At 72.1% G+C, this 26,996-nt stretch carries 24 protein-coding genes; 14 read left to right on the top strand and 10 right to left on the bottom strand.

The annotated features are described in order from the left end of the window. Nucleotides 1-152: 152 nt before the first annotated feature. The gene (locus tag ACIPXC_RS20720) at nucleotides 153-1,610 is read right to left on the bottom strand and encodes an aldehyde dehydrogenase family protein (protein WP_401620113.1); all 1,458 of its coding nucleotides are present in this window, start codon (nucleotides 1,608-1,610) and stop codon (nucleotides 153-155) included. Between the two features lie 89 nt (nucleotides 1,611-1,699). After that, entirely contained in the window at nucleotides 1,700-2,578 is an 879-nt protein-coding gene (locus ACIPXC_RS20715; protein ID WP_350989846.1) for a helix-turn-helix transcriptional regulator, read from the bottom strand. 341 nt (nucleotides 2,579-2,919) lie between these two features. Here ACIPXC_RS20715 and ACIPXC_RS20710 point away from each other — a divergent pair, with 341 nt between their 5' ends. Beyond that, nucleotides 2,920-3,429 (top strand): ATP-binding protein, encoded by a 510-nt coding sequence (locus tag ACIPXC_RS20710; RefSeq protein ID WP_401620110.1) that lies wholly within the window; start codon nucleotides 2,920-2,922, stop codon nucleotides 3,427-3,429. 152 nt (nucleotides 3,430-3,581) lie between these two features. On the opposite strand, the gene ACIPXC_RS20705 is transcribed toward ACIPXC_RS20710, so the two are convergent. The 3 genes from ACIPXC_RS20705 to ACIPXC_RS20695 all read right to left on the bottom strand — a co-directional run bounded on the left by ACIPXC_RS20705 (nucleotide 3,582) and on the right by ACIPXC_RS20695 (nucleotide 5,290). Beyond that, nucleotides 3,582-3,827: a DUF397 domain-containing protein gene (locus tag ACIPXC_RS20705; RefSeq protein WP_030656519.1), complete on the bottom strand. Its 246-nt coding sequence runs from the start codon at nucleotides 3,825-3,827 to the stop codon at nucleotides 3,582-3,584. Between the two features lie 123 nt (nucleotides 3,828-3,950). Then, complete coding sequence (locus tag ACIPXC_RS20700) at nucleotides 3,951-5,168, bottom strand: DUF2786 domain-containing protein (protein WP_401620107.1); 1,218 nt, start codon at nucleotides 5,166-5,168, stop codon at nucleotides 3,951-3,953. Next, nucleotides 5,138-5,290, bottom strand: a complete 153-nt coding sequence (locus tag ACIPXC_RS20695; RefSeq protein ID WP_401620105.1) for a hypothetical protein — start codon at nucleotides 5,288-5,290, stop codon at nucleotides 5,138-5,140. The genes ACIPXC_RS20700 and ACIPXC_RS20695 overlap by 31 nt, the downstream gene beginning before the upstream one ends. Here ACIPXC_RS20695 and ACIPXC_RS20690 point away from each other — a divergent pair. Together ACIPXC_RS20690 and ACIPXC_RS20685 are read left to right on the top strand one after the other, a co-directional pair. After that, complete coding sequence (locus tag ACIPXC_RS20690; protein ID WP_401620102.1) at nucleotides 5,283-5,429, top strand: hypothetical protein; 147 nt, start codon at nucleotides 5,283-5,285, stop codon at nucleotides 5,427-5,429. The two genes, ACIPXC_RS20695 and ACIPXC_RS20690, sit on opposite strands and share 8 nt — an antisense overlap. 95 nt (nucleotides 5,430-5,524) lie before the next feature. Beyond that, entirely contained in the window at nucleotides 5,525-7,258 is a 1,734-nt protein-coding gene (locus tag ACIPXC_RS20685) for a bifunctional 3'-5' exonuclease/DNA polymerase (RefSeq protein WP_401620099.1), read from the top strand. Between the two features lie 92 nt (nucleotides 7,259-7,350). Here ACIPXC_RS20685 and ACIPXC_RS20680 read toward each other — a convergent pair whose 3' ends face one another. Both ACIPXC_RS20680 and ACIPXC_RS20675 read right to left on the bottom strand, forming a co-directional pair. Continuing rightward, nucleotides 7,351-8,640, bottom strand: coding sequence for a hypothetical protein (locus tag ACIPXC_RS20680; protein WP_401620096.1), 1,290 nt, complete (start codon nucleotides 8,638-8,640; stop codon nucleotides 7,351-7,353). Between the two features lie 171 nt (nucleotides 8,641-8,811). Then, nucleotides 8,812-9,327, bottom strand: coding sequence for a SigE family RNA polymerase sigma factor (locus ACIPXC_RS20675; RefSeq protein ID WP_401620093.1), 516 nt, complete (start codon nucleotides 9,325-9,327; stop codon nucleotides 8,812-8,814). Nucleotides 9,328-9,481: 154 nt separating this feature from the next. On the opposite strand from ACIPXC_RS20675, the gene ACIPXC_RS20670 reads away from it, so the two are divergent. The 7 genes from ACIPXC_RS20670 (at nucleotide 9,482) to ACIPXC_RS20640 (ending at nucleotide 17,083) form a co-directional block, all read left to right on the top strand. Continuing rightward, entirely contained in the window at nucleotides 9,482-9,940 is a 459-nt protein-coding gene (locus ACIPXC_RS20670; protein ID WP_401620090.1) for a hypothetical protein, read from the top strand. After that, nucleotides 9,940-10,800 carry an immunity 49 family protein gene (locus ACIPXC_RS20665; protein WP_401620087.1) on the top strand — a complete coding sequence of 287 codons (861 nt, stop codon included), beginning with the start codon at nucleotides 9,940-9,942 and terminating at the stop codon, nucleotides 10,798-10,800. The genes ACIPXC_RS20670 and ACIPXC_RS20665 overlap by 1 nt, the downstream gene beginning before the upstream one ends. A gap of 29 nt (nucleotides 10,801-10,829) precedes the next feature. Then, nucleotides 10,830-10,997: a hypothetical protein gene (locus tag ACIPXC_RS20660; protein WP_401620084.1), complete on the top strand. Its 168-nt coding sequence runs from the start codon at nucleotides 10,830-10,832 to the stop codon at nucleotides 10,995-10,997. Further along, nucleotides 10,994-11,785 (top strand): immunity 49 family protein, encoded by a 792-nt coding sequence (locus ACIPXC_RS20655; RefSeq protein WP_401620081.1) that lies wholly within the window; start codon nucleotides 10,994-10,996, stop codon nucleotides 11,783-11,785. Before ACIPXC_RS20660 ends, ACIPXC_RS20655 begins: the two co-directional genes overlap by 4 nt. A 62-nt stretch (nucleotides 11,786-11,847) precedes the next feature. Next, complete coding sequence (locus tag ACIPXC_RS20650) at nucleotides 11,848-12,744, top strand: serine/threonine protein kinase (RefSeq protein WP_401620078.1); 897 nt, start codon at nucleotides 11,848-11,850, stop codon at nucleotides 12,742-12,744. After that, nucleotides 12,744-14,966 carry a PQQ-binding-like beta-propeller repeat protein gene (locus ACIPXC_RS20645; protein WP_401620075.1) on the top strand — a complete coding sequence of 741 codons (2,223 nt, stop codon included), beginning with the start codon at nucleotides 12,744-12,746 and terminating at the stop codon, nucleotides 14,964-14,966. The genes ACIPXC_RS20650 and ACIPXC_RS20645 overlap by 1 nt, the downstream gene beginning before the upstream one ends. A 26-nt stretch (nucleotides 14,967-14,992) precedes the next feature. Then, nucleotides 14,993-17,083, top strand: a complete 2,091-nt coding sequence (locus tag ACIPXC_RS20640; protein WP_401620072.1) for a PQQ-binding-like beta-propeller repeat protein — start codon at nucleotides 14,993-14,995, stop codon at nucleotides 17,081-17,083. A 26-nt stretch (nucleotides 17,084-17,109) separates the two neighbouring features. On the opposite strand, the gene ACIPXC_RS20635 is transcribed toward ACIPXC_RS20640, so the two are convergent. The 3 genes from ACIPXC_RS20635 to ACIPXC_RS20625 form a co-directional block, all read right to left on the bottom strand. Then, nucleotides 17,110-17,781, bottom strand: coding sequence for a DUF5825 family protein (locus ACIPXC_RS20635; RefSeq protein ID WP_401620070.1), 672 nt, complete (start codon nucleotides 17,779-17,781; stop codon nucleotides 17,110-17,112). Then, nucleotides 17,778-19,676 (bottom strand): RiPP maturation radical SAM C-methyltransferase, encoded by a 1,899-nt coding sequence (locus ACIPXC_RS20630; RefSeq protein ID WP_401620068.1) that lies wholly within the window; start codon nucleotides 19,674-19,676, stop codon nucleotides 17,778-17,780. Before ACIPXC_RS20630 ends, ACIPXC_RS20635 begins: the two co-directional genes overlap by 4 nt. Nucleotides 19,677-19,854: 178 nt before the next feature. Further along, nucleotides 19,855-22,977, bottom strand: coding sequence for an AfsR/SARP family transcriptional regulator (locus tag ACIPXC_RS20625; protein WP_401620066.1), 3,123 nt, complete (start codon nucleotides 22,975-22,977; stop codon nucleotides 19,855-19,857). A gap of 171 nt (nucleotides 22,978-23,148) precedes the next feature. Between ACIPXC_RS20625 and ACIPXC_RS20620 the strand changes: the two genes are divergently transcribed. The 4 genes from ACIPXC_RS20620 to ACIPXC_RS20605 are packed head-to-tail and all read left to right on the top strand — an operon-like array spanning nucleotide 23,149 to nucleotide 26,954. Next, nucleotides 23,149-23,358 carry a hypothetical protein gene (locus ACIPXC_RS20620; RefSeq protein ID WP_401620064.1) on the top strand — a complete coding sequence of 70 codons (210 nt, stop codon included), beginning with the start codon at nucleotides 23,149-23,151 and terminating at the stop codon, nucleotides 23,356-23,358. 10 nt (nucleotides 23,359-23,368) lie between these two features. Next, nucleotides 23,369-24,748 (top strand): lysine N(6)-hydroxylase/L-ornithine N(5)-oxygenase family protein, encoded by a 1,380-nt coding sequence (locus tag ACIPXC_RS20615; protein ID WP_401620062.1) that lies wholly within the window; start codon nucleotides 23,369-23,371, stop codon nucleotides 24,746-24,748. Between the two features lie 11 nt (nucleotides 24,749-24,759). Beyond that, nucleotides 24,760-26,139 (top strand): aspartate aminotransferase family protein, encoded by a 1,380-nt coding sequence (locus ACIPXC_RS20610; protein WP_401620060.1) that lies wholly within the window; start codon nucleotides 24,760-24,762, stop codon nucleotides 26,137-26,139. Continuing rightward, nucleotides 26,136-26,954: a homoserine O-succinyltransferase gene (locus ACIPXC_RS20605; protein ID WP_401620058.1), complete on the top strand. Its 819-nt coding sequence runs from the start codon at nucleotides 26,136-26,138 to the stop codon at nucleotides 26,952-26,954. The genes ACIPXC_RS20610 and ACIPXC_RS20605 overlap by 4 nt, the downstream gene beginning before the upstream one ends. Nucleotides 26,955-26,996: the final 42 nt, after the last annotated feature.

Here is a 26,996-nt window from a genome sequence, read left to right as displayed (position 1 = left end):
GTCTCCCCGACCCACTCCCCTTGCACCACAAGACGAGTCTGGCCCCGCCGCTGACGCGGCGAGGCCAGAACCCAACATTTTCATCAGTCTTCTAGGGCCTGTATTGAGTTGCCCCGCGGCGTCGCGACGCCGCGGGGCACTCAATACAGGCCCTAGAAGGGGAACGCCGTCCGCCCGTGCTGGACGGAGATCCACTTCTGGGTGGTGAACGCCTCGACGGTGGCCTCGCCGTTGAGGCGGCCCAGGCCGGAGGCCTTCTCCCCGCCGAAGGCGGCCAGCGGCTCGTCCCCGATCGTCGAGTCGTTGACGTGGATCATCCCCGTCTCGATCCGCCGGGCGAAGCGGACGCCCCGCTCCACGTCCCGGGTGTGCACGGCGCCGCTGAGCCCGTACGGGGTCGCGTTGGCCAGCCGTACGGCCTCGTCCTCGCCGTCGAAGACCACCAGCAGGGCGACCGGGCCGAAGATCTCCTGGCCCAGCAGCGGGGAGTCCTCGGGGATCCCGGCGAGCACCGTGGGCTCGACCAGGTTGCCGCGCGTAGACCCCCGTACGAGTGCCTGCGCGCCGGATTCCACGGCCTGGTCCACGAGCGCGGTCAGGGCCTCGGCCTGGAAGGAGTTGATCAGCGGGCCGATGTGGGTGTCGGCCTCGCGCGGGTCACCCGTCCGCAGGCCCCGCACGCGGGCGGTGAACTTCTCGGTGAACTCCTCGGCGACGGACGCGTCGACCAGGATCCGGTTGGCGGCCATGCAGACCTGGCCCTGGTAGACGAAGCGGCTGAAGACGGCCGCGTCCACCGCGTAGTCGAGGTCGGCGTCGTCGAGGACGACGAGCGCGCTGTTGCCGCTGAGCTCCAGGACCGTGCGCTTGAAGTGGCGGGCGGCGATCGCGCCGACGTGCCGGCCGACCCGGTCCGACCCGGCGAAGGAGATCACCTTGGGGACGGGGTGCGTCAGGAGCGCGTCGCCTATCTCGGCGATGTCGGTGACCAGCACGTTCAGCAGGCCGGCCGGGAGCCCCGCGTCCTCGAAGATCTTGGCGATCACACCGCCGCCCACGACGGGGGCGTTCTGGTTCGGTTTGACGACCACGGCGTTGCCCAGGGCCAGGGCGGGTGCGACCGACTTCAGGGTTACCAGGAAGGGGAAGTTGAACGGGCTGATCACCGTGACGACGCCGACGGGCAGCCGCTGGACCCGGTTCTCCTTGCCCTCGACCGGCGAGGGCAGGATCCGGCCCTCGGGGCGGACGGCCAGCTGGAGCGACTCGCGGATGAACTCCATCGCGAGGTGGACCTCGTACTCGGCCTTGGGACGGGTCCCGCCGAGCTCGTCGATCATCGCCTCGACGATCTCCTTCTCGCGCTCCTCGGTGATCCGCAGGGCGCGCTCCAGGACCGCGCGTCTGATGTAGGGGCTGGTCGCGGCCCAGTCCCGCTGGGCGCGCTCGGCACCGCGGTACGCCTGGTCCACCTGCTCGACGGTGGCGACGGTGATGGCCGCGAGCTTCTCCCCGTTGTACGGGTTGACGTCGATGATGTCCCAGGAACCGTTGCCGGCCAGCCATTCGCCGTCGATGTACTGGTGAGCGAGGTCGCTGAATATGGACATGCCATCCCTTACTGCGAGCGCGCACCCGTGCGCTGCACCGGAGACCGATCGGTCATCATGCACTGATCAGACGTCATACTACGTGCGGATCAAGACAGTTGGAGTAGGCCGCGGAGAAGATCCCTGGTCCGGTCGGGATCGGGGCAGTCGGCCTGGAGCCGTTCCATCGCCCGCTCGTACTGCCCCACTTCCTCGTCCTTGTCCAGGTAGAGGGCACTGGTGAGCTGTTCCAGATAGACGATGTCCTGCAGGTCCGACTCGGGGAAACGCAGCAGGGTGAAGGCCCCGCTCTCACCGGCGTGTCCGCCGAAGGAGAAGGGCATCACCTGGAGCTGGACGTTGGGCCGCTCGGAGATCTCGATGAGGTGCTCCAGCTGACCGCGCATGACGTTGCGGTCGCCGTACGGGCGGCGCAGCGCGGCCTCGTCGAGGACGGCGTGGAAGACGGGGGCGCTCTCGGAGACCAGCACCTTCTGCCGCTCCAGGCGCAGCGCGACGCGGCGGTCGATCTCGGCGGCGGTGGCGCCGGGCATGCCGCGGCTGACCACCGCGTGGGCGTAGGCCTCGGTCTGCAGCAGGCCGTGGACGAACTGCACCTCGTAGATCCGGATGAGCGACGCGGCGCCCTCCAGCCCGATGTACGTCTGGAACCAGCCCGGCAGTACGTCGCCGTAACTGTGCCACCAGCCGGTGGCGTTGGCCTCGCGGACCAGTCCCAGCAGGGACTCGCGCTCGGTGCTGTCCGTGACTCCGTAGAGCGTGAGGAGGTCCTCCACGTCCCGTGCCTTGAAGCTCACCCTTCCCAACTCCAAGCGGCTGATCTTCGATTCGGATGCGCGGATCGAGTAGCCGGCCGCCTCACGGGTGATGCCGCGGGATTCTCGGAGTCGCCTGAGCTGGGAGCCCAGGAGGATGCGGCGCACCACAGAACCGCTTGTTTCTGCGGTCACTAGTACTGCCCTCCCCATCGCATTGGCGTGCGCGTGGTGTGCGCGTGCGTCGCGGGGCCCCCGCACCCCAGAAGCCGCAGTCTGCCACCAAAACGCATCGGCCCGTACTCGTTCTGTAACGGAATCTCGGGTGCGGGAGAAGAAGTCCGTAAGTATGCGTAGGAAGAAATGAGCAAGAACCGTCACGTGAGCGGACAGGTCCGGCGCGTGCACGTGCATCTGCCCTTGCATCCGGCCCGAGCATTCGGAACGATGGTCCCCGCGCACCTGCGTGCTCTTCGCGCCGGCGCGGGACCCACCCCGCAGTTCTCTTTGGACACAAGCCACCGCTTCGTCCGCGAATCCCGGGAGTGCCTCGCATGGGGACGAATGGATCGACCATGCTCGAGCCGTTACGGCAGGGGCTTCCCCCGGTCGACCCCACGGCTGTCTCCGGGTCCGCCTCATGCGCTCTGCCCGCGCGGTTCGACGCGGTGCGGGGCGCGCGCACGTTCACCCGCTCGACGCTGTCCCAGTGGGGTCTCGACGAACGCTTCGACGACGTGGCCCTGGTCGTCTCCGAGCTCGTCACCAACGCGCTGCGCCATGCCCTGCCCGAGGAGTCGCGCGGTCCGGGCGGCGAGCCGGAGCCGCCGGTGCGGCTGCACCTGATGCGGTGGAGCACCCGGCTGGTGTGCGCGGTGCGCGACCCCAGCGAGGACCGGCCCGGCGGGGCCTTCTCGCCGGAGCGGACCGAGGAGAACGTCGACCTGGAGTCCGGGCGGGGGCTGTTCCTCGTGGACTCCTACAGCGACAGCTGGGGCTGGCACCCGCTCGCGGGACGGCTGACCGGCAAGGTGGTCTGGGCGCTGTTCCTGCTCCACGACTGAGCCGGCCGGGCCTGCCCGGGCCGCCCGGCCGGGGCGGGCCCGGCCGGGGCGGGCCCGCCCCGGCCGCCCGCTTCACGACGACCGGCCGGAACCGATCACTGCGATCGGTTCCGGCCGGTGCACGTGCATGGCTCGATCAGTGCGCCGTTCCGTCAGCCGATCAGGTGGTCGAACTCGCCGTCCTTGACGCCCAGGAGCAGGGCTTCTATCTCGGCCGGCGTGTAGACGAGCGCCGGACCGTCCGGGAAGCGCGAATTGCGCATGGCGACATCGCCTCCCGGCAGCTTCGCGAACTCCACGCAGGAACCCTGCGAGTTGCTGTGTCTGCTCTTCTGCCACGTCAGCTCAAACAGGGAAGCGAGTTCTGCAGCTGCCATCCCGTTGTACGCGTGGTCCACAGGAAGCCCCCGATAGTGCAGATGTCAACTCCACCGGATCATAGCTGTGTTCACCCGCTGCTGCATGCGCAGATGCACGTGCACGCGGGGTGTTCCGATGATCACAGACAGGCGACGGCACCCCTAGGACTCGGGGAGCGGCCTGCGTCGGCCGCCCATGTGGGCCCGGTCCGCGGCCGCCGTGCCGTCCTCCCAGCCCGCGTGGTCGGTGGCTCCCCGCAGCCGGGTGGTGGTGGTCCGCGGGAACATCTCCTCGGCCCGGGAGGTGACCGCCACGTCGCGCGCCACCAGTGCCGGCAGGTTGTCCGGGGCCTCCGTCGCCGTGTGCTCGGCGGTCTCGGCGAGCCGGTGGCCGAGCCGGCTGGCGTAGGCGAGCAGGAAGGACTGCCGGAAGGTCTTGGTCCGCTTGCGTCCGCCGGAGCGCTGCGCGGCCTCCGCGCGGGTCATCGCGGCCGTGCCCTGCACGAGGAGCGAGGTGTACAGCAGCTCCACCGCCTCCAGGTCGCTGTCGAAGCCGACCACCGTGGAGAACTCGAAGCCGCTGTTCCACACCGCCCGGCAGCGGTTGGCGGTGGCGACCGCGTCGAGCAGGACCGCCTTCGCCTCCTCGTACGGCGGCTCCACACCGATCCGGCGGGCCGCCGGCACCTGGGCGGGGCGCTTGCCGCTCGCCGCGAGCAGGGCCTCGTCGACGGTGTGCCGGGCCATCAGCTCCTGGGCCTTGGCGCTCAGCGCCTCGGCCTCGTCCGGGTAGGTGGTCGCCTCGGCCTTGGCGAGCAGGGCCCGGATCCGGCCCAGCATGCGCGGCTCGATGTGGGCGTGCTCCGCGAGGGCGTCGACCGGGTCGCCGGGCAGCGGCCCCACCGGCTCGACAGAGGGCAACCGGATCAGCAGCCGCAGCACCTCCAGGAAGGCGGTGGCCAGCGTGAACCGGTCGGCCCGCTCCCGTCGGGCGAGAGCGTCGGCGTACTCCTCGTCGCTCTTCCACCACACCTCGGCGGTGCTCCAGCGCTCCGGCAGCCGGGCGTAGCGGCGCGCCTCGGCGGCGATCAGGTCCCCGGTGATCCGCAGGTGCCGCTCGTCGAGGTCCCGGCGGACCAGCCGCAGCACGTCGGCCGGCCGCCAGCCCCGCTCCCAGCCCTGCCGTACGTACCCCTCCCCGCGCGCCAGCAGCTCCCGGCACACCCCGGACCAGCTTCCCTGATCGGCGGCGAGCAGTGAGGCGCCGGTGTCCAGGGCGGCGTCCTGCTGGGTGTGGAGGGCTGCGGCGAAGGCTCGGTCGACGGTCTCGGCAAGGTCAGTCACACCTCTCAGCTTGGCACGTCCGCCTTCGCGTCCCATTCCCGGCGGGCGGCCTCGATCCGCGGGCGGTGCTCCAGCGACCAGTCCGCGAGGCCCTTGACCAGACGGGTCAGGCTGTGGCCGAGCCGGGCGCCCTTCGAGCCGCCGATCCTGGTGGCCACCTACTCGGCCGTCGCCGCGGGCTTCCTGGACACCCCGGACACGGGCACCCTGCGCCGCCTCCTGGGCCGACCCCCGCGCCCGGCCCTGGAGGTGTACGCGAAGACGGCCGCCGCCGCTCCCGGCCCCGTCGGCGGGTGAGGCCCGGGGCCGGTGCGGCGCCCCCGCAAGGGCGCACGCCCGGGCCGCGGCCCGCCGCACCGCCGCTGTCGGACCCCGGTGGGACACTCGCACCCATGAGCGACCGCACTCCCCGGTGGGCCCTCGCCGAGGACGGCGACGGCTGGTGGCACGCCGCACCCGTGCCCCCCGTGTCCGCGCACCCCGCGGCCGCGGCACCGTTCCGGGTCCGGGACCCCGCCGATGCGATCCGCTCCGCCCCGCCCGGCACCCGGTGGGTCTGGCGCTCCACCGCCGCCGTGTACCCGCGCCTGCTCGCGGCCGGAGTCCGCGTCGAGCGGTGCCACGACATCGAGAACGCGGAGCTGCTGCTGCTCGGCCACGAGGGCCGCTCCGGCGAGCCCCGCTCGGCCGCCGCCGCCTGGGCGCGGCTGAACGACGCCCCCGTGCCGCCCGATCCGCCGCAGCGCGCCGCCGATCCCCGCGCCCAGGACTCGCTCTTCGACCCGCAGCCCGCTGCCCCGGTCTCCCTGGACGCCCTGCTCGCCGTCCACGCCGACCAGGCGAAACGGCTCGACGCCACCGACCGCCCCGACCGGATGCGGCTGCTCGTCGCCGCCGAGTCGGCCGCCTTCCTGGTCGCCGCCGAGATGCACCGCGCCGGTCTGCCCTGGCGGGCCGACGTGCACCGCGCCCTGCTGACCGAACTGCTCGGCGAGCGGTACGCGGGCGGCGGGGAGCCGAAACGCCTCGCCGAGCTGGCCGACCGCGTCTCGGCGGCCTTCGGCCGGCGCGTACGCCCCGATCTGCCCGCCGAGGTCGTCCGGGCGTTCGCCAAGGACGGCATCAGGCTGAAGTCCACCCGCCGCTGGGAGATCCAGGAGCTGGACCATCCCGCCGTGGAACCGTTGATCGAGTACAAGAAGCTGTACCGGATCTACACCGCCCACGGCTGGTCCTGGCTGGGCGACTGGGTCCACGAGGGCCGTTTCCGCCCGGAGTTCGTCCCGGGCGGCACGCTCACCGGCCGCTGGGTCACCCACGGCGGCGGGGCCCTGCAGATCCCCAAGGTGATCCGCCGGGCCGTCGTCGCCGATCCGGGCTGGCGGCTCGTCGTCGCCGACGCCGACCAGATGGAACCGCGCGTGCTCGCCGCGATCTCCCGCGACCCCGCCTTCATGGAGGTGGCCGGCCGCCCCGAGGACCTCTACACCTCCGTCTCCCGCCAGGGCTTCTCCGGCGACCGGGAGCAGGCCAAGATCGCCGTTCTCGGTGCCGTGTACGGACAGACCTCGGGGGACGGCCTGAAGAACCTGGCCGCGCTCCGCCGCCGCTTCCCCCGGGCAGTGGCGTACGTGGACGACGCGGCGAAGGCCGGGGAGGAGGGCCGGCTCGTCCGTACCTGGCTCGGCCGCACCTGCCCGCCGCCCGCCGGCTCCGGCGAGGGCTACGAGGCCGGCGACGGCGGCGTCGACCCGGGCGAGGGGGGACCGGAGGACGGGGCGGGGACCCGGCAGGACCGGGACGAGGGCTGGACGCCGAGCTACGCCTCCACCAACACCCGGGCCCGCGGCCGGTTCACCCGGAACTTCGTCGTCCAGGGCAGCGCCGCCGACTGGGCCCTGCTGCTCCTCGCGGCCCTGCGGCAGGCGACCGCCGGGATGCGTGCGGAGCTGGTGTTCTTCCAGCACGACGAGGTGATGGTGCACTGCCCGGCCGAGGAGGCCGAGGCGGTGGTGGAGGCGATCCGTGCCGCCGGAGACCGGGCCGGCCGGATCGCCTTCGGCGACACCCCGGTCCGGTTCCCGTTCACGATCGCGGTCGTGGAGTGCTACGCCGACGCCAAATGACCGCCCTGCGCCGCCGGGCCCGGTCGTCGAAGCAGCGCCGGCAGGGCCGGGCGGGACGGTGACGACCGGGCCCGGTCCCGCGAGGTACGGGTCTAGTTGCGGTCGCGGTTCCAGCCCGGCGCGAGCGCGATCCCCTTCAGCTGCTCCAGCGTGGGCGCGGGCCTGGGGCGGGTGGCGGTGCCGTTCTGGTTGGCGGTGTTGAAGGCGGAGACCGTCACCCGCAGGCCGTCCTTGCGCAGGGTGTCCACGGTCCACTGGACCACCCCCCTGCCCTTCTCGGCGGAACCCTGCGTGATCCTGACCTTCGTGCCGTCGGCCTCGGTGGTGACGTCGGCGCCCGCGAAGCCCGAGGTGCTCTCGCCCTTGCTGACGTTGAGCTGCAGCAGGGAGTAGCCCTTGCCGTCGTCGAGCACGGCGTATCCGTACGAGCCCTCCCCGCCCCGGGATGCGATCGGGATCCCGACCGGGACCAGCAGTGATTCCAGGGCGTCGGCGGCGCTCCGGTCCTTCAGCACCGTGCCCGACCCGCCGCCCTGCCGCACCGGTTCGGGCTCGGCGGGCGGCAGGTCGTTCAGCGCCGGGCGCCACACCTGGGAGGTGACCAGGGCCTTCAGCTGCGCGCTGCCCAGGGGTGGGTCGGGCCGCGTGACGGCCGCGTCCTTCTCCGCCGGGGCGTTCCACTCGGAGGCTTCGACCAGGAAGCCCGCCGGGGTCACCAGGACGGCCCGCCAGCACTTGGTGTCCACCCGGCGGTCGGGATACTCGTACCCCTTGAGGATCAGCAGCTTCGAGCCGTCCGGCAGCTGCTCGGTCCGGCAGTCGTCGTAGCCCTGGAGGTTCTTGTCCCCGCACCGGGTGAGCTGGGCGGCCTGGCTGCCCAGGGGGTCCACGCGGGAGAGGGCGACGCTGACGGCCGCCTTCCCCTTACCGTCGTCGTACACGCCGGAGACGGCCGCTCCGCCCTCGCTCTCCGTGCCGCGCGCCGCCTGGGGGGTCACCTTCCCGCCTTCGACCGCCAGGGCCTTCTCCAGGTCGGCCATCATCCGCTCCGCGCCGACCGCCCCGCTGCCGGTTCTCGGGGCCTTCTCGGCCCCGGAGCCGGGCCCGCCGCCGGTCTCGCCGGAGCCGCCGGTCGGGGGCGGCGGCGCCGCGACCTCGACCCCGTCGGCGCCGCCCGGGCCGTCGAGGAGGCCGCCGGTGTAGGCGCCCGCGGTCGCGATCAGGGCCAGGGCCACGACGGATCCCGCGACCACCGCGGCCCTGCGGCGGGCCACCAGGCGCCGGCCGCGCTCCTCGCCCGCTTCCACGAGAGCGTGCTGGTCGATCGTGAAGTCCTTCCCCGTCCGCCGGAGGGCCGTACCGAGATCATCTTCAAAGGGCATGAGGAATTACACCTTCCGTTTCAAGGGTGGGGCGGGGCGCCGCGGTGGTGGGGCGCCGCGGTGGTGGGGCGCTGTGGCGGTGGGGCACTGCGGTGGTGGGACGCTGCGGTGGTGGGACGCTGCGGTGGTGGGACGCGTGGGGCCCGTGGGGGCGCGGGAGGTCCGGCGCCCTCAGAACTCCGCGAAGGCGGAGAGGCTGCCGCCCAGTTGCTCCCGCAGCCGGGCCAGCGCCCGCGAACTGCGGGTACGGACCGCCGCCGAGCTGACGTTCATCGCGTCGGCGGTCTCCTCGACGCTGCGGTCCTCCCAGTAGCGCAGCACCAGCACCGCCCGGTCCTTGGGCGCCAGCCGCCCCAGCGCCTGCAGCAGGGTCATCCGCAGCGCCGGGTCGCCGCCGCCGGCCGCCACCGCTGCGATGTCGGGCAGCTCGCCGACCGGGCGCTCGCCCGCCGACCGGCGGCGCCGGTGCGTGAGGTAGGCCCGCACCAGCACCGTCTGCGCGTACGCCGCCGGATTGTCCACGCGGGAGATCCGGCCCCAGTGCAGGTACATCCGGCCCAGGGTCTCCTGCACCAGGTCCTCCGCGAGGTGCGTGTCCCCGCTCGCCAGCAGACATGCCGATCGGTACAGGTGCCCCGACCGGCCTGCCGCGAATTCACGGAACCCGTCCCTGCGACCCTGTCGCATCCACTCCCCCTCGCTTCCGTCTTACTCCCTTGACGCGACGGCGGTCCGGAAACGTTTCACGCCCCGGCGGAAGTACCTCGGTGACGCGCAGCGGGCGTACGACAAGGCGAAGACCCCTGAGAACCTTGCGGAGCTGGATGCGGCCAAGGACGCCATGGGCGACGTCCCCAACAACACCAAGGTCGGCGAGAACCTCGGTGAAGGCGCCGCCAAGCCGCACGTCATTCCGGCCGAATTCAACAAGCCTCAGTGGATCGATCTCATGGACACCGGCCACGGTGCGCGGAGATTCGACCAGCTGTACCGCCTCGACGACGGCACGGGCGACTTCCTCATCGTCGAGGCCAAGGCGCCCGGTGGAGAGCTGGCCTGGCGCCAGGGTGCAGGCCCCCACGCCAACATGAAGGTCAAGCAGGGAACCATCGAGTACGTCCGCACGATCCTTGAGGAAATGAAGGCCCGGGGTGGCGAGGACAAGAAGATCGCGGACCAGATGATCCCGGCTCTCAGCAGGAAAAATGTCCAGTATGTGATGGTCCAGGCCAACAAACACACAGGGACTTACGCTGGGGCCGAACTGAGCTACTTCGATCTCTACCGAGGAGGACGCTAGTGGCGGTCTCTGTTCCGCGTCATGAATTCCTCCGTGATGACCTTCCGGGGCGCGAACCCGTACTCAGCGACGGCGTCGTGTGGGCGCTGGAAGACCTGCAGGAGGCGCCCGAGGCGATCGCCGACGCCATGTCGGACGCTCTGCTCCTCGCCCAGGAGCGGAGTGTCCCGGACCCCGCGGCAGGATGGCTGCAGACGTGGGAGGCGTGGGTGGTCGCCATGCAGTCCGGTTCGGCCCTGTTCGCCGCGGCGGCCGCGAACTCCGAGAGCGTCGAGTGCCTCATCCACCACGAGATGCGGTCCCTTCCCGCCTCCGGGCCGCGGTCCTGGGTGAACGCCGGGACCTGGATCAACGTCTTCTACCTGTCGGTGATCTGCCGCGACAAGGCACGGTTGGACGCGCTCTGCGAGGTCGATCCGGCCCTGCTACAGGTATCCGGGGCCGAGTTCGACCCGTACATCCACCCGTGGCTGGAGACGCTTCGGTCGTACTGGCTGAGCCGCCCGGACCTCGGCGACCAGCTCCTCCGGGCGGCGGAGGGACTGGCTCCGGAAGCAGCTCCGATCTCCGGACCCGAGATGACCACGAAGATCCTGTGGCCGGTGGTGGACCTCTTCCACCGTTTCGTCACCGGTGATCACGAACAGTTCAACCGCTCCCTCTTCAACGCCCTGACGCTGCACAGGCAGTACTGGACCGCCGACGAAGGCCTGGCGCGCGACGCCCGTGGGCTCGTCGCGGTCGGCCCGCTCGCGATGGCCTGCCTCGCCCACGACGCGGGCTTCCCCATCGACGTCGAGTCCGAGTACATGCCGAAGCACCTGCTGGAGGGGACGTGGGCAGGCGAGTTCCCCACGTAACCCATGCTCTCGCGCACGCGGAGGCACACATGACCGTATGCGTGCCCCACCAGGACTGTCGGAAGGACAAGATGGCGGCGGTGGTTCCCGTCATGGAGGAGTCGCTGTCCCAAGCCCTGGAGGGGATCGAGAAGGCACGGTACGGGCCGCGGCTCCGAGACTTCACCTTCGAGGCCACTAACAGGAGCGATCCGTGACGGTGATTGTGGAGCGGCACCCCATTCCTACGGTCGACGAGCAGGTCACTGCACGCCTGGCCCAGGAGTTCGAGACGAGCATCCAGAACCTGGACGCCTCGCCCGCGATCGTCGGCATGGCCCTGAACGAGGCGCTCCTCCAGGTGCAGGTCCACCAGGCTCTGAACCCGACCGGCAACCGATTCGGCACCTGGGACGCCACCGTCTCCGCCATGCAGGTGGGCTCGGCGGCCTTTGCCGCCGCGTCAATCACCGAAGGATCGTTGGAGGTTCGCATCTCGCACGAACGACGGACGATCTCGGCCACCGGACCGCAGTTCTACGCGAACGCGGGCAACTGGCTGACGACTCTGTGGTTCGTGATCATCTGTCGCGACCAGCCCCGCATGAACGAGATATGCCGAGTCCCGCTCGATCTCTGGCTCCGGCGTCCGGATGTGGCGGACAAGCTCATCTCCGCCATCGAGATGTCGAACCCCGAGGTGGCACACAGCCATCCCCAGGATCTCCTCCAAGGCCTCCTGTATCCGCCGATCAACCTCTTCCACACCTTTGTGCGCAAGAATGTGGACGGCTTCGGACCGGCCCTCGCGGAGGCACTGAACCTCCACAAGAGCTACTGGACACTGACCGAGGAACGCGCGGAGGACATTGACGGCGCCGTCGCGTTGGGGCCGCTCGCCATGGCATGCCTGGCATACGACGGGAAACTGCCCATCGACGTCGAGTCCCCTTTCATCCCGAAGTACCTCGTCGAACACGGCTGGCTGGGCGAGTTCCCCACATAGCCGGGGTCCGGCGCTTGAGTAGGGTTGGCGGAGATCAACACGGACGGGGAGGGGGATCGCGCGTGGATGCGCCGCGTCTCGACGACCCTCGACGCATCGGGCCCCACGGCGTTCTGGCGCGGCTCGGTGACGAACTCGGACACACCGCCGCCGAAAGGCGGTTCATCGTGCGCGCCGACGACGGCGACCGCACCCTCCTCGCCCGGCTTCCCCGCCCCGGCGTCGACCCGACCCGCTGGGCCATCGAGGCCGAGGGGGCCCGGCGGCTCTCCGTACCCGGGTTCCTGCCGGTCGGCGAGGTCGGCGAGGTCGGCGGCGGCGGGGCGGAGCCGCCCTGGTGCGCGGGTCCGTACATTCCCGCCGTCCCGCTCCCCGACGCCCTGCGGGCGCACGGCGGGCCGCTGCCCGACCCGGTCGTACGGGCCCTGGGCGCGGCCCTCGCCCGGACGCTGGCCACCGCGCACGCGCAGGGCGTCGCGCACGCGGGCCTGACCCCCGCCGCCGTCCTGCTCACCGCCGACGGGCCCCGCCTGAGCTGCTTCGGCGCGGTACGGGCCGCGGCTCCCGACGGCGCACCGCGCAGCGGCCTGCCGGGCCTCGACTCCGGCGCTCTCGCCCCGGAGCAGGCGGCCGGCGGACGACCCCGCCCGCCGGGCGACGTGTACGCGCTGGGGGCGGTACTCGCCTACGCCGCGACCGGCCACACCGTCCCCGAACGCGAGGAGCTGCCCGAATTCCTGCGCGAACCGGTCACGGCGTGCCTCTCCCGCGACCCCGCCCGGCGCCCGCAGGCGCACCGGCTCTTCGCCCACCCGGAACCGGCGCCGCATGCGGCGACCGTCCTGGACACGGCCGGACCGATCCCGCTGCCCGCGCCCGTCGTCGTCGCCCTCGCGCACCAGTCGGCGCGGGTCCTCGCGGCCGAACTCCCCGTTCCTGCTCCCTGGACCGCCCGCTGATGCTGACCCCGCTGACCCCACTCACCCCGCTCCTCCCCCTCACCCACGACGACCCGTACGCCCTCGGCGGCCACCGCCTCGTCGCCCGCCTCGGCAGCGGCGGCATGGGCACCGTCTACCTCGCCCGCTCCGCCACCGGCCGGACCGTGGCGCTGAAGACGATGCACGCCCGCATAGCCGCCGACCCCGCCGTCCGCACCCGCTTCCGCCTTGAGGTGGACGCGGCCCGCGTCATGGGTCCCGTCCACGGCGCCCGGGTCTTCGACGCCGATCCGCTCGCCGAAACCCCCTGGCTGGCCACCGAGTACGTGCTCGGCCCGCCCCTCGACGAGGCCGTCTCCCTCGCGGGACCGCTCCCCGAGCCGGCCGTACGCGCCCTGGGCGCCCGGCTGTGCGCGGCCCTGGCCCAGCTCCACGCCTCGGACGTCGTCCACCGCGACCTCAAGCCCTCCAACGTGATGATCACGGCCGACGGTCCCAAGGTCATCGACTTCGGGATCGCCCGTGCCCTCGGCGACGACCGCCTCACCCGCACCGGCACCGCCGCGGGCACGCCCGCCTTCATGTCCCCCGAGCAGGCGACCGGCCTGGAACACACCTCGGCAGGCGACGTGTTCGCCCTCGCCGGTGTCCTCACCTACGCCGCCACCGGCCACGGCCCGTTCGGCAGCGGACGCCACGCCGACCTCATGTACCGGGTCCGCCACGCCGACCCCGACCTGACCGGAGTCCCGGCCGCCCTCGTCCCCGTCCTGACGCGCTGCCTCGACAAGGACCCGGCCGGCCGACCCACCACCTCCGGCCTCGCCGCCCTCCTGCGACCCGGGCAGGACGGGGGCTCCTTCGCCGGGCACCTGCCCCAGCCGCTGCTCATGGAGATAGCCCGCCGCGTCGGCGGTGTCTGGAACGCCCCGCCCCCGCGGCTGCCGGCCCCTCCGGAGCACACCCTCACCCCGCCGCTCCCGAGCAGCACGCCGCCGCCCGCCTCCGGCCTCTCCCGCCGCCGGCTCCTCGCCCTCGGCGGGGGTTCCGTGCTCGGGGCGGCGGCGGTCGGAGCCGGCGCCCTGGCCTGGCTCGGCCGCGAGGACACCACCGCCGCGAAGCCGCCCTCCCCCGCCTCCGGGGAACCGGCGTGGGACCTCCTCTGGCAGGAGCCGGCCAGCTACGCCGAACCGCTGATCCCACCCGCGCCGCTGCTCCTGAACGGGCTCCTCCTCGTCGGCGAGTACGACGTCAAGGGCCTGGACCCCGCGACGGGAGCCGCCAAGTGGGATGACCCCGACGTCTACTTCATGCGCCGCACCACCACCGACGGAACGAAGGTCTACGCCGCCGACACCACCCTCGACGAGGCCGACCCGCTCCGCGTCTCCACGGTCGACACGGCAACCGGGAAGCTCAACGCCCCCTTCAGCGAGCTCAAGGACCTGCGGGCGATCCTCTACGGCACCCAGCTGCTCTGTGCGACGGCCGAAGCCGTGCACCTGGTCGGGGGCCGCGGCACCCACACCCACGACGGCTTCGGCAAGGACCAGACGTGGTTCCTGCTGAAGGTCGACGCCCGCTCCGGCCGCAGGCTCTGGGAAGTGCCGCTGCCCGCACGCCCCGCCGGCTCCCCGCACCTGCACTTCCTGTCCGCCCGGGCCACGGGCAGGTACCTGGTCCTCGTCCAGCAGTCCGCGGACGCCGAACCACGCCTCGTCGTGCACGACTCCCCGACGGGCAGGGCACTGTGGGACAGGCCGCTCCAGGGCGCGCAGCCGGTCCTGAGCCGGGCCCACCTGGCCGTCGACGACCGGCACGTGTACCCGGCGGCCGGTGAACTCCTCGCGCTCGGCCTCGCCGACGGCAAGCCGGTCTGGCGCTTCGAGGGCCTGACGCCGAAGGCCCGGTTCGGTCCCCCGGCCGTCAAGGACGGCGTGGTGTACGCGGTCGAGGAGAACCGGGGCCTCGTCGCCCTCGACGCCGTGACGGGCGCCCTGCGCTGGGCGGAGAAAAGCCGCGCGGTGACCGCCGAGGACCTCGCCCTCCCGCCCGCCGTCGGGATCTCGTACGTGTACACCTACGCCCGGGCCTCCTCCGGGCTGGTGGCCGCCGACATCCGGACCGGCGCCGTCAGCCACCCGTTCAAGGCCGCCCGGGCCCGGTACTTCGCCGACACGACCGCCGAGCGGCTCATCGCGATCGGCGGCGAATACGTCGCCGCGTACCCGCTCGCCTGAACCCCTCACAGAAAGCCGCACACGTCATGAAGCCCCTGGAATCCGGAGATCCGATCCGCCTGGGCCCCTACCGCGTCCTCGCCGTCCTCGGCGAAGGCGGCATGGGCAAGGTCTACGTCGGCCAGGACGGCGCGGGGCAGACGGCCGCGGTGAAGGTGCTGCACCCCCACCTGGCGCACGACGCGGACCTCGGCCGGCGCTTCGTCCGCGAGGCCCAGGTGGCCCGGGCCGTCGAGAGCCGATCCGTGGCCCGGGTCCTGGACGCCCGGACGGAGGGCGGGCGGCCGTGGATCGCCACCGAGTTCCTGACCGGGCCGACGCTCGCCGATGCCGTACGCGCCCACGGCCCGCTCGACGAGCCGACGGTACGGGCCCTGGCGGCGGCGCTCGCCGGCGCGCTGCGCGACATCCACGCCGCCGGCCTCGTCCACCGGGACCTGAAGCCCGCCAACATCGTGCTCACCGCGACCGGCCCGCGCGTCATCGACTTCGGCATCGCCCGCCCCGAACACGGCCTCACCCTCACCGCCACCGGCCAGGTCCCCGTCACTCCCGGCTACGGCGCGCCCGAGCAGGTCCTCGGGCAGCGCGTCGGCCCGGCGGCGGACGTCTTCTCCCTCGGCGCGGTCCTGGTGTTCGCGGCGAGCGGGCACCACGCCTACGAGGGTTCGCACGTCGCGGCCGTGCAGTACGAGGTCGTCCACGGCGAGCCGCGCCTGGACCGCGTACCGCCCGCGCTCCGGCCGCTGATCGGGCCGTGCCTGGCCAAGGACGCGGCGGCGCGGCCCCTGCCGGAGTCGATCGTCCGGGCGGCCGCCCCGCCCCGGGGCGCCGACCGGCTCTGGCGCCGGGGAGTGATCGCGCAGGACATCACGACCCGCGAGCACAGCCTGCACCGGCTGACGACCGTGCCGGGCGGGGTCGCACCGCGCTCCGTGTCGCGTCGCCGCCTGCTGACGGGTCTCGTCGCCGGCGGATCCGTACTCGCGGTCGGCGGCGGCACGGCCGTGTGGTGGAGCCGCCGGACCGGCCCCTTCGACATCCCACCGGCCGTACCGACCCCGCAGGCCAGGCTCTTCGACGCGAAGAAGGGCGACTACGTCCTCGGCGAGACTCCGGCGCCGCTCTGGAGTGTCGCCTCGGCCGTCCAGGACACCACGCCCGCGCCCCTGCCCGTACGGGACGTCGTCATCGTCGGGGCGCCCGGGGGCGGCATCGCCGCGCGCAGCGTCGTCGACGGGACGCTGCGCTGGTCGGCCGGAGGGGTGGTGGCCGTCGGCCGCTACCTGTCCCTCTCCGACCGGCTGGTGGCCGCCGCCGACGGCGACGGCACCCTCATGACCTTCGTCGCGTCGACCGGCGAGCCGAAGTGGACGTCGCCCGCCGAGGCCGCCTCCCTCCTCGCCGCGGACGACGAAGCCGTCTACGTGATCACCAAGGAGGGCCGGGTGCGCAGCATCGGCCGCTCCGACGCCAGGATCCGCTGGACCGTCGGCGTCGACGCGGACCTCGGCAAGGAGGCCGCCTCCCGCGGCCTGGTCGCCCAGGGCCGGCTCGTCGTCACGGCGGCGGACGGGTCCGTCGTCGCCCTCGACACGGCCGACGGCCGCAGGGCGTGGGACCGCCGCAAGCTGTCCGACGAAGGCCGGGCCAAGGCCGCCGTGTCGGGCCGCACCCTGTGCGTGACCGGCAAGAACCTCACCGCCGTCGACGTCGTCGACGGCAGGGAACTCTGGCAGGCGGGGAATCCCGAGCCGATGAACGGCATCGCGCCGTTCTGGGGCCCTCCGACCATCCACGGCGACCACGTGTACGCGACCTGCCTGAACCTGCCCCTGCGCCTCGACCTGCGGACCGGCGGGGGAACGGGCTGGAACTTCGCGGGTCTCCTCGAATGCGACCCGCCCAGCCCGCTCGTCGTCCAGGGCAGCGGCATGTGGTCGGTCACCGTCAACCGGACGGAGGGAGGCATCAACGTCGTCGACCTCTCGCCCGAGAACCGGACGCCGTGGGTCTTCCGCATCATCAAGAACCCCACCCGCTACTGGATCACGGCCGACGCGAACCGCGTGTTCCTGCTGGACGGCACGACGCTCGCCGCCCTTCCCGTGTTCTGAACCGCCGGAACGCGCCGGCTCGGCGGTCAGACCCTGAAGGGCGGCTGCGGCCAGCGGTGGGGCCGGTGGGGGGCCCACCACCAGAGGTCGCCGACGGCGAGCAGGAGGGACTCCGCCGCGAGGTCGGCCCGGACGTCGGGGGCGACGCCGTCGGCCGACGGGAACGCCCGTACCGCGGCCACCGCGGCGAGGTAGTCCGGTTCGTCGATGACGATCCGGTTCAGCACGCCGGGCCGGTGGTCGCGGATCTCCAGGAAGCCCGGCCCGTTGCGGACGAGGCACTTGCCCAGGAAGAAGCCCTCGGCCCAGGCCGACCGGAGCTCGGCCGCGTCGGCCGGCCCCTCGACCCGCGACGGCGGGTAGAGGTGGCTGAGCGTGTACGCCGACGGGCCGGTCCGGCAGGCCCCGGCGTCGGGCAGCCGCACCCGCCAGTCGACGACGACGCCCCAGGCGGTCAGCTCCCGGACCAGGTCCAGGACCCGTACCGCGCAGGTCGGTTCGGCCGTGGCGGACAGATCGACGAGGGCATGGAACTCGGCCCTGCGCACGCCCGTGCGGTACAGCTCACGGGCGGTGCGCGCCGCGTCCACGGAGGCCTCGGCGACGGTGACGCTGCCGAGGTGCATGCCCGGGAGGGTCCGTGCGTGGTCCCGGTAGTCCCGCCAGAGGTCGATCACCGGTTTGCGGGCGGGGATCACGAGGCGCCCCCGGGTCCCTGCGCGGGGCCGGGAGCCCGGGTGAAGTCCCGGGTCAGGTCCGGGGCCGAGCCGCCGAGGCGGGTCAGCTCCCCGTTGGTGCCCAGGGGCACGACGTGGACGTACCGGCCGGCGTCCTCGAAGAGGAGCCCGGCCTCTCCCCACTGCGCGAGCAGTTCGGCGACCCGGGCGGGGGTGACGCTGGCGGTGAACCTGGCGCTGAGCCGGTGGGTCAGCGACTGGACGCTGCGCGGGTCCTCCAGGAGCCGGAACGCGGCCACCTCGACCGGGTCCGTGATGGTCCTCGTCGTCCAGCCGAAGTCCTCCCGCCGGCTGGTCAGCACGATTCTCGATCCGATGTCGTAACGGGTCAGGCTGCTGTGCAGGTGCTGGTCGCGCCACCGCTCGACGGCGACGCCGAGCTCCTTCGCGACGGTCTCGTCGATGCCGGCGTGCGGGGCGTCGAAGAGGTAGGCCAGGTCGTACAGCTCCGCCTCCGGCAGGTCGTACACGACGCCGTAGTGGGCGGCCGGCCGCAGCGGCGTGAAGCCCAGCTCCGGCCGGTCGAAGTAGGGGCTGAACCTCTCGATCTCGATGCGGGTGACACCGTCCGGCGGGGTGAGGTGGGCGAGGGCGGGGAACTGCCGGATCACCTCGGTGTAGTCGCGTTCCTTCTCGCCGGGGAACCCGTAGAGGTAGTTCCAGGTGGCCCAGAGGCCCGCGGACTGGGCGTCCCGCAGGTGGCGCACGTTCTGGCAGCCGGTGACGCCCTTGTCCATCAGGCGCAGCACCCTGCTGCTGAGGCTCTCGATGCCGGGCTGCACCTGTACCAGACCTGCGTCGGCGAGCGTCTTCAGATGGCGGTAGCGGAGGTTGGACTTGATCTCGTAGTGGAACCGCAGGTCGTGGTCGAGGTCGATCAGGGCGGGCAGCACGCTGCGCAGGTATCCCATGTCGAGGATGTTGTCGACGACGAGGACGTCGAGCACCTGGTGCTGCCGGGCCTGTTCCACGATCTCGTTCAGGAAGGTCTCGGGGGCCTTGCTGCGGAAGGCCATCGACGATCCGTTGAGCCCGCAGAACGTGCAGTGGTGCTTCTCGCCCCACCAACACCCGCGGGATCCTTCCAGGACCAGCTTCGGCTCGATCCGGGAGCGGGCCGCGGAGCTCTCCACGCGGGTGAAGTACGGCCGGTAGTCCGGCTGCTTCAACTCGCCGGGCGGGAGCGGGAACCGGGGCATGCCGTTCGCCCGGTGCGCACCGTCCTCGCCGCGCCAGCACAGCCCGGGAACCGTCCCCGGCTCCACCTCGCCGCGGACCACGCCGAGCAGCGCGGGGAACGCCCGCTCCGCCTCGCCGCGCACCACGTAGTCGACGGCCGGGAAGTTGCGGTGCAGGGCAGCCCCCTGCGGTCCGTCGCAGTTGGCGCCGCCGAGCACCGTGGTGGTGCCCGGCGACAGCCTCTTGACCGCCGCGGCCGTGGCCAGGGCGGCTGTGTTCTGCTGGAACGTGGTGGTGAAGCCCACCACGTCGGGACAGGTGTCGGCGATCCGCACGGCCAGTTCCTCGACGAACCGTGCGGACGCCTCGTGCAGCGCCAGGCACACGTCCCGCAGGTGCGGGCCGAGGCCGGGCGCCATCTGCTCCTCGAATTCGCGCACCCGCCACTGCGGAACGCCGTGCAGGGCGCTGGAGAACACCCAGTCCCCGTAGCCTTCGAAGTACGCGTGACTGGCGAAGAACTCGTAGTCCTCGACCTGCAGCCCGATCGCTTCCGCCGCCCAGTCGAAGTAGTCCAGGTTGGCGTTCACCGTCTCCACGTCCGCCCGGTGGGAGCGGCCGATGGAATGCAGGATCCCCAGCGCGAGGGACGGCGTGTCCAAGGAAGCCCACGGCATGTTCACCAGAGTCACACGCATGTGCCGAGCAGCCCTCCGGTCTGTATCAGGGTCCTTCCACCACAAGAGGCCTGCGCACGCCGATGACGTCCGTGCCTGATCTCCTGCTTTCCGCCATCGCGCGTGGGTCGACGTGGATGGTGGTCTTCTTCACGATGGTTCCCGTCCGTTTCCGTGGTCAGTGGATCGGTTGCAGAACGGGAACTCTAGGCAGAGTCACTACCGGATTCCTTCCGGTCACTCTGCGTGCAACCTGGGTGAGGATCGATTCGAGGCAGTGGGCCGGCGCGGGGGTGCCCACGCATGCGGCCAGCTCGGCGAGCTCCATGCGCAGCACCCGGCCCGCCGCCGGGTCCGTGGTGTCCAGCGCCTGGCAGAGCAGCTCGACGGCGGAGAGCAGCACGTGGTGGACCGGCTCCGCCCCCAGCAGCCGGATGGACTGCGTCAGCCGCTCGACGGCCCGGTCGATGTGGCCGTCGGCGAATTCCAGGGAGGCCAGCACGTAGAAGAGTTCGCCCATGCCGAACTCCAGGTTCATGTCCCGCAGGACGGCGTGCCCCTCCTCGATGAACCGGCGGGCCGAGGGATCGCGCAGCTCCAGCAGGCTCAGGCCCAGGGTGAGGCCGCTGAACGCCTCGTAGGGGCGGTCCCCCAGCTCGTGGAAGGCCGCGAGGGCCGTCTCCGCCTTCTCCCTGGCCTCCTGGAGTTCCCCGCGGTGGCGCAGTACGACGGCCCAGTGGCGCAGCGCGAGGGCCTCCTCGCGCCGGTTGCCGGCCAGAGCGCTGAGCCGGACCGCCTCCTGGAAGGCGTCCGACGACAGCTCCCAGCGCCCCTGCTCGTAACGGATCGTGCCCAGCTCACGGGCGGCCACCGCCTGTTCGAGCGGGCTGGCGGAGGCCAGCGCCGCCCCGGCGGCCCGGGTCACCTCGGTGAGGGCGGGTCCCAGCCGGCCCAGCGCCCGCAGCGCTCCCGCCCGGATCGCCAGGCACTCGCTCCGCAGCGCGGTGAAGTCCAGCTCCTCAAGGACGGCGCTCGCCCGGTCCACGAGCTCCAGCCCGGCCTCGGGATCCCTGCGGATGCACCGCAGCCGCGCCAGTCGCAGGGACATGACGCCGACACCGGCGGCGTCGCCGTCGGCCTCGGCCGCCGCCAGGGCGAGCCGGTGGCCGGCCTCCCAGTCGTCGTAGTGGTGGCGCATCTCCAGGAAGTCGGTGGTGCTGTCGGCCAGTTCCCAGGCGGTCCGGCCGAATCCGTTGGAGCAGGCCATCGCGACGGCGGAGGCCAGTGCCGGGCGCTCGGCCTCGAACCAGAGGTAGGGGTCCTCGACGATGTAGTCGACGTCGGAGCGGTCGAACCCGTCGTAGCGGTTCGCCGCACCCCGCGCCGCGAGGGGCCATTCCCGGGCCCTCGCACCGGTGATGCGCTGCGCCGCCGTGGTGGACAGCGTGAGCCACCCGTCCAGCACCCTGCCCAGGGCCTCGCGGCACTGCGCCTGCGAGTACTCGGCCTGGGCCCGCTCCTTGGCGTAGAGACGGACCAGGTTGTGGTACCGGTAGCGGGTCTGTCCGGCGGCGTCGCATCCGACGACGTCGAGGAGCTGGGTGCTGACGAGTTCCTCGATCAGGTCCTCGGCCTCGTCGATGGTGATACGCAGCAACGGGGCCAGTAACCACGACGCGAAGTCCGGTGTGTCGATCAGGCCCAGCAGGCAGAACGCCTCGCGCTCGCGCGGCGCCAGCTCCTCGTATCCGGTCTCTAGGGTGGCCCGCACCTCCAGGTCCCCGGAGACCAGCACGTCCAGGCGCCGCCGCTCGTCGGCGAGGCGGCGGGCGAACCGGGTGATGCCGCCCCGGGAGTGCTGGGCGAGCCGCGCGGCAGCGATCCGGACGGCCAGCGGCAGGTAGCCGCACAGCCGGGCGATCTCCGCCGTGGTGGCCTCGTCGCCGGCGACGCGGTCGCGCCCCGCGATCCGTTCGATCAGGGCGCCGGACTCCTCCGCGTCGAACACGTCGAGGTCTACGTGCGTGGCGGACTCCAGGCCGCTCAGCCGCGGCCGGCTGGTGATCAGTACGACGCAGCCGGGTGAGCCCGGGAGCAGCGGTCGCACCTGCGCCTCGCTGACGGCGTCGTCGAGCAGGATGAGCATGCGGGAGGAGGCGGTGCGGCTGCGGAAGAGCTCGCTGCACTCCTCCAGGTCGTCCGGTATGCCCTCCTCCCCGACGCCGAGCGCGCGCAGGAAACGTTTGAGCGCCACCAGCGGGTCGAGCGGCCGCGTGTCGGCGGTACGCAGACGTATGTAGAGCTGTCCGTCGGGGAACTGGCCGGCCACCCGGCGTGCGGCCTGCACCGCGAGGGTGGACTTGCCGACCCCGCCCTTCCCCGAGAGGGCGACGAGCGCCAGTGACTCCTTGTCGCCCGTCGTCAGCGTCTCGCGGATGCGGCCGACCTGTTCGGCGCGTCCGGTGAAGTCGGCTATGGACGGCGGGAGCTGGGCCGGTACGACCGCGGCGATGGGGGACCAGACGCGCTCGGGCACCTCGTCGGGCGCCTTGCGGGGCAGGTCGAGGCCGGGGCCGCCGACCAGGATCGCCTCGTGGAGCCGCTGGAGCTCGCCCCCCGGCTCCAGGCCGAGCTCCTCGGCGATCAGGGTGCGTCCGGCCTGGAAGACGGCGAGCGCGTCGGCCACCCGACCGCACCGGTAGAGCGCCAGCATCAGCTGGCCGCGCAGCCGCTCCCGCAACGGCTGCTCCCCGACGAGGGCCTTGAGTTCGCTGACGAGTTCGCCGTGGCGGCCCAGGGACAGCTCCGCCTCGATGCGTTCCATGACGACGCCGATCCGGCGTTCCTCCAGCGCCGGCGACTCGGTCCGGATCAGCTCCTCCGTACCGTCGGCCAGTGCCTCCCCCCGCCACTGGGCGAGGCCGGCGCAGTACGCCTCCACCGCGTCGAGTTGCCGGTCCTGTGCGAGCGCGGCCCTCGCCTCCGCGACGGCCCGGTCGAAGGCCCGCAGGTCGAACCGGTGCTCGCCGAGCTGGAGGCGGTAGCCGTTGCCCGACCGGATGATCAGCTCCGGCCCCAGCTCTCCGCGCAGCTGGGACACGCACTTCTGGATCTGGGCCACGGCGGTCGGCGGCGGCGATTCCCCCCACAGGATCGCGACGAGTCGTTCCACCGGGACGACGTGCTCGGCACGGAGCAGCAGCGCGGCCAGCACCGACCTCGTCTTGCGCCCGTTGAGTCTGACTGCGAGTCCGTCGCGCCATGCCGTGATCGGCCCGAGAACACGGAACTCGAATGTCACGCAGCCCCCTCCTCATCCCGTCCGCCGTCTGCGGATCCAGGACTCCCACCCCCACCTGATGACCTGCGCTTCTGGACGATACCGCACGGTCGGAAGCCCGGCGGAAGCCAACCGGTAGCGGTCAGTGAAAAGCTCATTACATCTCGGACGGCGACGGAAGCTGCAGTTCAAATGACCAGAAATGCGGACACCGATACAGCGGCCGGGGACACCGCCGGCTCCTCGCCGGCAAGCGACCTCACCGGCCCGGACGCCGCTCAATGGGCGGTCCCGCACGCAGCGGGGACCCTCAGCGACGGCGCGTTCTTCGCCGGCCGTCACGCGGCCGGGCCGTACTCCGACGGCGCTTGCGCGGACGTGCAGGCGGTCTCCCGTCCGTGAACCAGCCGGCATGCCGTCGGCATGCCGAGCACATCGACCCTGGAGGTTCAACGTGCACGATGTCTATGACGTTCTCTGCGTGGGATACGGACCCGCGAACGTCGCCGTCGCCGTCGCGTTCGAGGAGCTGTGGCCGCAGGCCCGGGTGAAGTTCCTGGAACGCGAGCCCGGCCCCTACTGGCAGCGCGCCATGCTCCTGGACGGCTCGGACATCCAGAACAATCCGCTGCGCGACCTGGTGACCCCGCGCAACCCGCGGAGCCGGTACACCTTCACCAACTTCCTGCACGAGCAGGGCCGACTCTTCAAACACCTCAACCTGCCCTCCCATTACCCGCTCCGCAAGGAGTACGCGCGCTACGTCCAGTGGGTGGCCGAGAACGTGAGCGCCGACGTGGACTACGGCTGCGAGGTCACCGGCATAGGCGTGACGCCGTCCGACGAGGGCCAGCTGGTCGAGGTCACCGCCGCCGACGGCAAGACCTACCACGGCCGCTCCGTCGTCGTGGCCCCCGGCCGTACGCCCAACGTTCCCGAGGTCTTCACCGGCGTACCGGCCCCGCACCTGTTCCACACCTCCCAGTTCCTGCCCAACATCGCCGATCTGGAGCGGGACTTCGACGGCACGCTCGCCGTGGTCGGCGCCAGCCAGAGCGCCGTCGAGGTCGTGCTCGACCTGATCGCGCGCTTCCCCGCCGCCCGCATCGTCAACGTGATGACCGGCTTCGGCTACCGCCTGAAGGACACCAGCCCGTTCTCCGAGGAGGTCTACTTCCCGGAGTTCGTGGACTACTACTTCAAGGCCACGGAGGAGGGCAAGAAGCGGCTGCGCGACCAGCTGCGCCCGACCAACTACTCGGCCGCCGACGCGGACGTGGTCAGCGCCCTGTACATGCGCATGTACGAGGACGAGCTCGACGGACGCGACCGGGTCCGGCTCTTCACCAACCGCCGTGTCGACGCCGTGGAGCGCACCGCCGAGGGAGTCGCGCTGGACGTCACCGAGCACATCACCGGTGAGAGCGAGCGGATCCACGCCGACCGGGTGGTCCTGGCCACCGGCTACCTGGACCTGGGCATCACCGGCCGCACCGAGCAGCTTCCGCCGCTGCTCAAGGACCTCACGGACGTGCTCGGCGTGACCGACGGCCGCCCGCTGTCCGTCGGCTACGACTACGGCGTCGTCCCGCACCCCGCCTTCGAGGGCGAGGTCCCGCCGATCTTCGTCAACGGCCTGTGCGAGTCCACCCACGGCCTCGGCGACGCGGGCTCCTTCAGCCTGCTGGCGCTGCGCTCCCAGGCCATCGTCGAAAGCCTTGAGCGGCGCCTGGTCGCCGAGCAGGGAGCTGCCGACCTCGTCGCCGCCCGGGCGACCGGCTCCGACCTCTGAGAGAGACGATCATGCAGACCCTTGATGCGACCTCACCGAAACCGGCGGCCGACCTGACCCGGCCCGGCCCCAACGGACGCGTGCTGCTCGACAGCCAGGCCGCCACCGAGTCCAACGCCCGCACGTACCCGCGCCGGATTCCGGTCGCGATCGCCGAGGCCTCCGGGTCCTACATCACCGACCTCGACGGCCGCCGCTACATCGACTTCCTCTCGGGCGCGGGCGTCCTCGCGCTCGGCCACAACCACCCCGAGCTCGTCGCCGCCGTCACCGAGCAGCTGCCGAAGCTGACGCACGGCCTCGACTTCCCGACGCCGGTGCGCGACGAGTTCAAGCGCCGTCAGATCGCGATGCTGCCCGAGCACATGCGCGACGACGTCAAGATGCACTTCTGCGGCCCCACCGGCTCCGACGCCGTCGAGGCCGCGATCAAACTGTGCAAGAAGGCGACGGGCCGCGGCCAGGTCGTCGTCTTCCAGGGCGCCTACCACGGCTCCACCCAGGGGGCCATGTCCCTCACCTCGGAGCACGCGCCCAAGACCGGCCTGCAGAACCTGCTGCCGGGCATCCACTTCACCCCGTACTCCTACTGCCACCGCTGCCCGATCGGTCTGGCACCGGAGACCTGCACCACCAACTGCGCCGACGTGCTGGTCAACACGCTGACCGACACCCACGGCGGGGTACAGCTGCCGGCCGCGATCATCATGGAGCTGGTCCAGGGCGAGGGCGGGGCCATCCCGGCCCGCCACGAGTTCGTCCGCCGGGTCGCGGACACCGCCCGTGAGCTCGGCATCCCGCTGATCGTGGACGAGGTCCAGACGGGCTGCGGCCGCACCGGCACCTGGTTCGCCTTCGAGCAGTACGGCATCACCCCGGACGTCGTCGTGGCCTCCAAGGGCCTGTCCGGCATGGGCCTGCCCGTCGCCGCGATCCTGTACCGCAAGCACCTGGACACCTGGACGCCGGGCAGCCACATCGGCACCTTCCGCGGCAACAACCTGGCCTTCGCCAGTGCCAACGCCTTCCTCGACATCGTCGAGCGCGACCAGCTGCTGCCGCACGTCCGCGTCATCGGCGAGCACCTGCTCGGCGAGCTGAAGCGGCTCGGCGACAGCGACCTCGTCTCCGACGTGCGCGGGCTGGGCCTGATGCTCGGCATGGAGATGGCCGGCAGCGGGTCCCTCGACGCGACCGCCGTCGCGGCCAGGTTCCAGCAGGAGGCACTGCGCCGCGGGCTGATCGTCGAGCTCGGTGGCCGGGACGACTGCGTCGTGCGGCTGCTGCCGCCGCTGAACATCACCCGTGAGGTCGCCGACGACGCCGTGGCCGTCCTGCGCGACGCGCTGGCCGCCCTGGAGTCGGAACTCGCCGCGGAGGCCGGCCGATGAGCACGCTCGTATCCGGACACCCCGGCCGCCCGCCGCGCATCGGCATCGTCAACCTGATGCCGCACGCCGAGCAGTACGAGAACTGGCTGATGCCGCAGCTGTCGCTGGCGCAGCCGTTCGAGCTGCAGTGGATCCGGATCTCCTCCCGCCGCTACCACCTGGACGACCCGGACCGCATCGCCGCGACCTACCGCACCTACGAGGAGGCCACCGCGGACGCACCGCTGGACGGCCTGATCGTCAGCGGCGCCGCGGTGGAGCACCTCCCCTTCGAGGAGGTGCGGTTCATGGACGAGCTGAACGACATGCTGCAGGACGTCCACGCGCGGCGCTCGCCGATCCTGGGCCTGTGCTGGGGCGCGATGGGCGTGGGCCACCTGCTCTACGGCCTCCCCAAGGACATCTACAGCGCCAAGATCTCCGGCATGTACGAGACCGAGCTGCTGGCGCAGGACGGCCCCGTCGCCTCCGCCCTCGACGACCGCTTCTGGTCGACGCACAGCCGCTTCGCCGGTTTCGACGACAAGGCGCTGGACGCCAGCACCACGGTCCGCGCCCTGGCCCGGGCCGACGGCGCGGGCACGGTGATCGCCGAGTCCTACGACCACTCCGTCCTCATGCACACCGGCCACCCCGAGTACTACGGCTCGCGCCTCGCGGAGGAGTACCACAGGGACGTCAACCAGCAGGTGGCCGGCGTCAAGGCACCGGTCGGCGTGGACCTGGACCGGCCGCTGCGGCTGTGGCGCAGCCACAGCCTGGCGTTCTTCGCGAGCTGGGTCCGACTGGTCGCCGACCAGTCGGCCGCGCGCTAGAGGACGGGGAGGACCTGTGTCATCTGTGTCAGATGTGCCGTC

It is taken from the genome of Streptomyces sp. NPDC090021, from assembly GCF_044748225.1.
GTDB lineage: Bacteria > Actinomycetota > Actinomycetes > Streptomycetales > Streptomycetaceae > Streptomyces.
Note: the sequence above shows the minus strand (reverse complement) of the source record. Positions and strands in the feature narration are given on the sequence as shown.

Bases quoted from the DNA above. Each gene is read 5' to 3' on its own strand.
- ACIPXC_RS20680 (WP_401620096.1), bottom strand. From the start codon at position 8,640: ATGCCCTTTGAAGATGATCTCGGTACGGCCCTCCGGCGGACGGGGAAG.
- ACIPXC_RS20615 (WP_401620062.1), top strand. From the start codon at position 23,369: ATGCCGTCGGCATGCCGAGCACATCGACCCTGGAGGTTCAACGTGCAC.
- ACIPXC_RS20640 (WP_401620072.1), top strand. From the start codon at position 14,993: ATGAAGCCCCTGGAATCCGGAGATCCGATCCGCCTGGGCCCCTACCGC.
- ACIPXC_RS20720 (WP_401620113.1), bottom strand. From the start codon at position 1,610: ATGTCCATATTCAGCGACCTCGCTCACCAGTACATCGACGGCGAATGG.
- ACIPXC_RS20675 (WP_401620093.1), bottom strand. From the start codon at position 9,327: ATGCGACAGGGTCGCAGGGACGGGTTCCGTGAATTCGCGGCAGGCCGG.
- ACIPXC_RS20710 (WP_401620110.1), top strand. From the start codon at position 2,920: ATGGGGACGAATGGATCGACCATGCTCGAGCCGTTACGGCAGGGGCTT.
- ACIPXC_RS20660 (WP_401620084.1), top strand. From the start codon at position 10,830: ATGACCGTATGCGTGCCCCACCAGGACTGTCGGAAGGACAAGATGGCG.
- ACIPXC_RS20700 (WP_401620107.1), bottom strand. From the start codon at position 5,168: ATGGGACGCGAAGGCGGACGTGCCAAGCTGAGAGGTGTGACTGACCTT.
- ACIPXC_RS20620 (WP_401620064.1), top strand. From the start codon at position 23,149: ATGACCAGAAATGCGGACACCGATACAGCGGCCGGGGACACCGCCGGC.
- ACIPXC_RS20645 (WP_401620075.1), top strand. From the start codon at position 12,744: ATGCTGACCCCGCTGACCCCACTCACCCCGCTCCTCCCCCTCACCCAC.
- ACIPXC_RS20605 (WP_401620058.1), top strand. From the start codon at position 26,136: ATGAGCACGCTCGTATCCGGACACCCCGGCCGCCCGCCGCGCATCGGC.
- ACIPXC_RS20670 (WP_401620090.1), top strand. From the start codon at position 9,482: ATGGGCGACGTCCCCAACAACACCAAGGTCGGCGAGAACCTCGGTGAA.
- ACIPXC_RS20685 (WP_401620099.1), top strand. From the start codon at position 5,525: ATGAGCGACCGCACTCCCCGGTGGGCCCTCGCCGAGGACGGCGACGGC.
- ACIPXC_RS20610 (WP_401620060.1), top strand. From the start codon at position 24,760: ATGCAGACCCTTGATGCGACCTCACCGAAACCGGCGGCCGACCTGACC.
- ACIPXC_RS20715 (WP_350989846.1), bottom strand. From the start codon at position 2,578: ATGGGGAGGGCAGTACTAGTGACCGCAGAAACAAGCGGTTCTGTGGTG.
- ACIPXC_RS20630 (WP_401620068.1), bottom strand. From the start codon at position 19,676: ATGCCGTGGGCTTCCTTGGACACGCCGTCCCTCGCGCTGGGGATCCTG.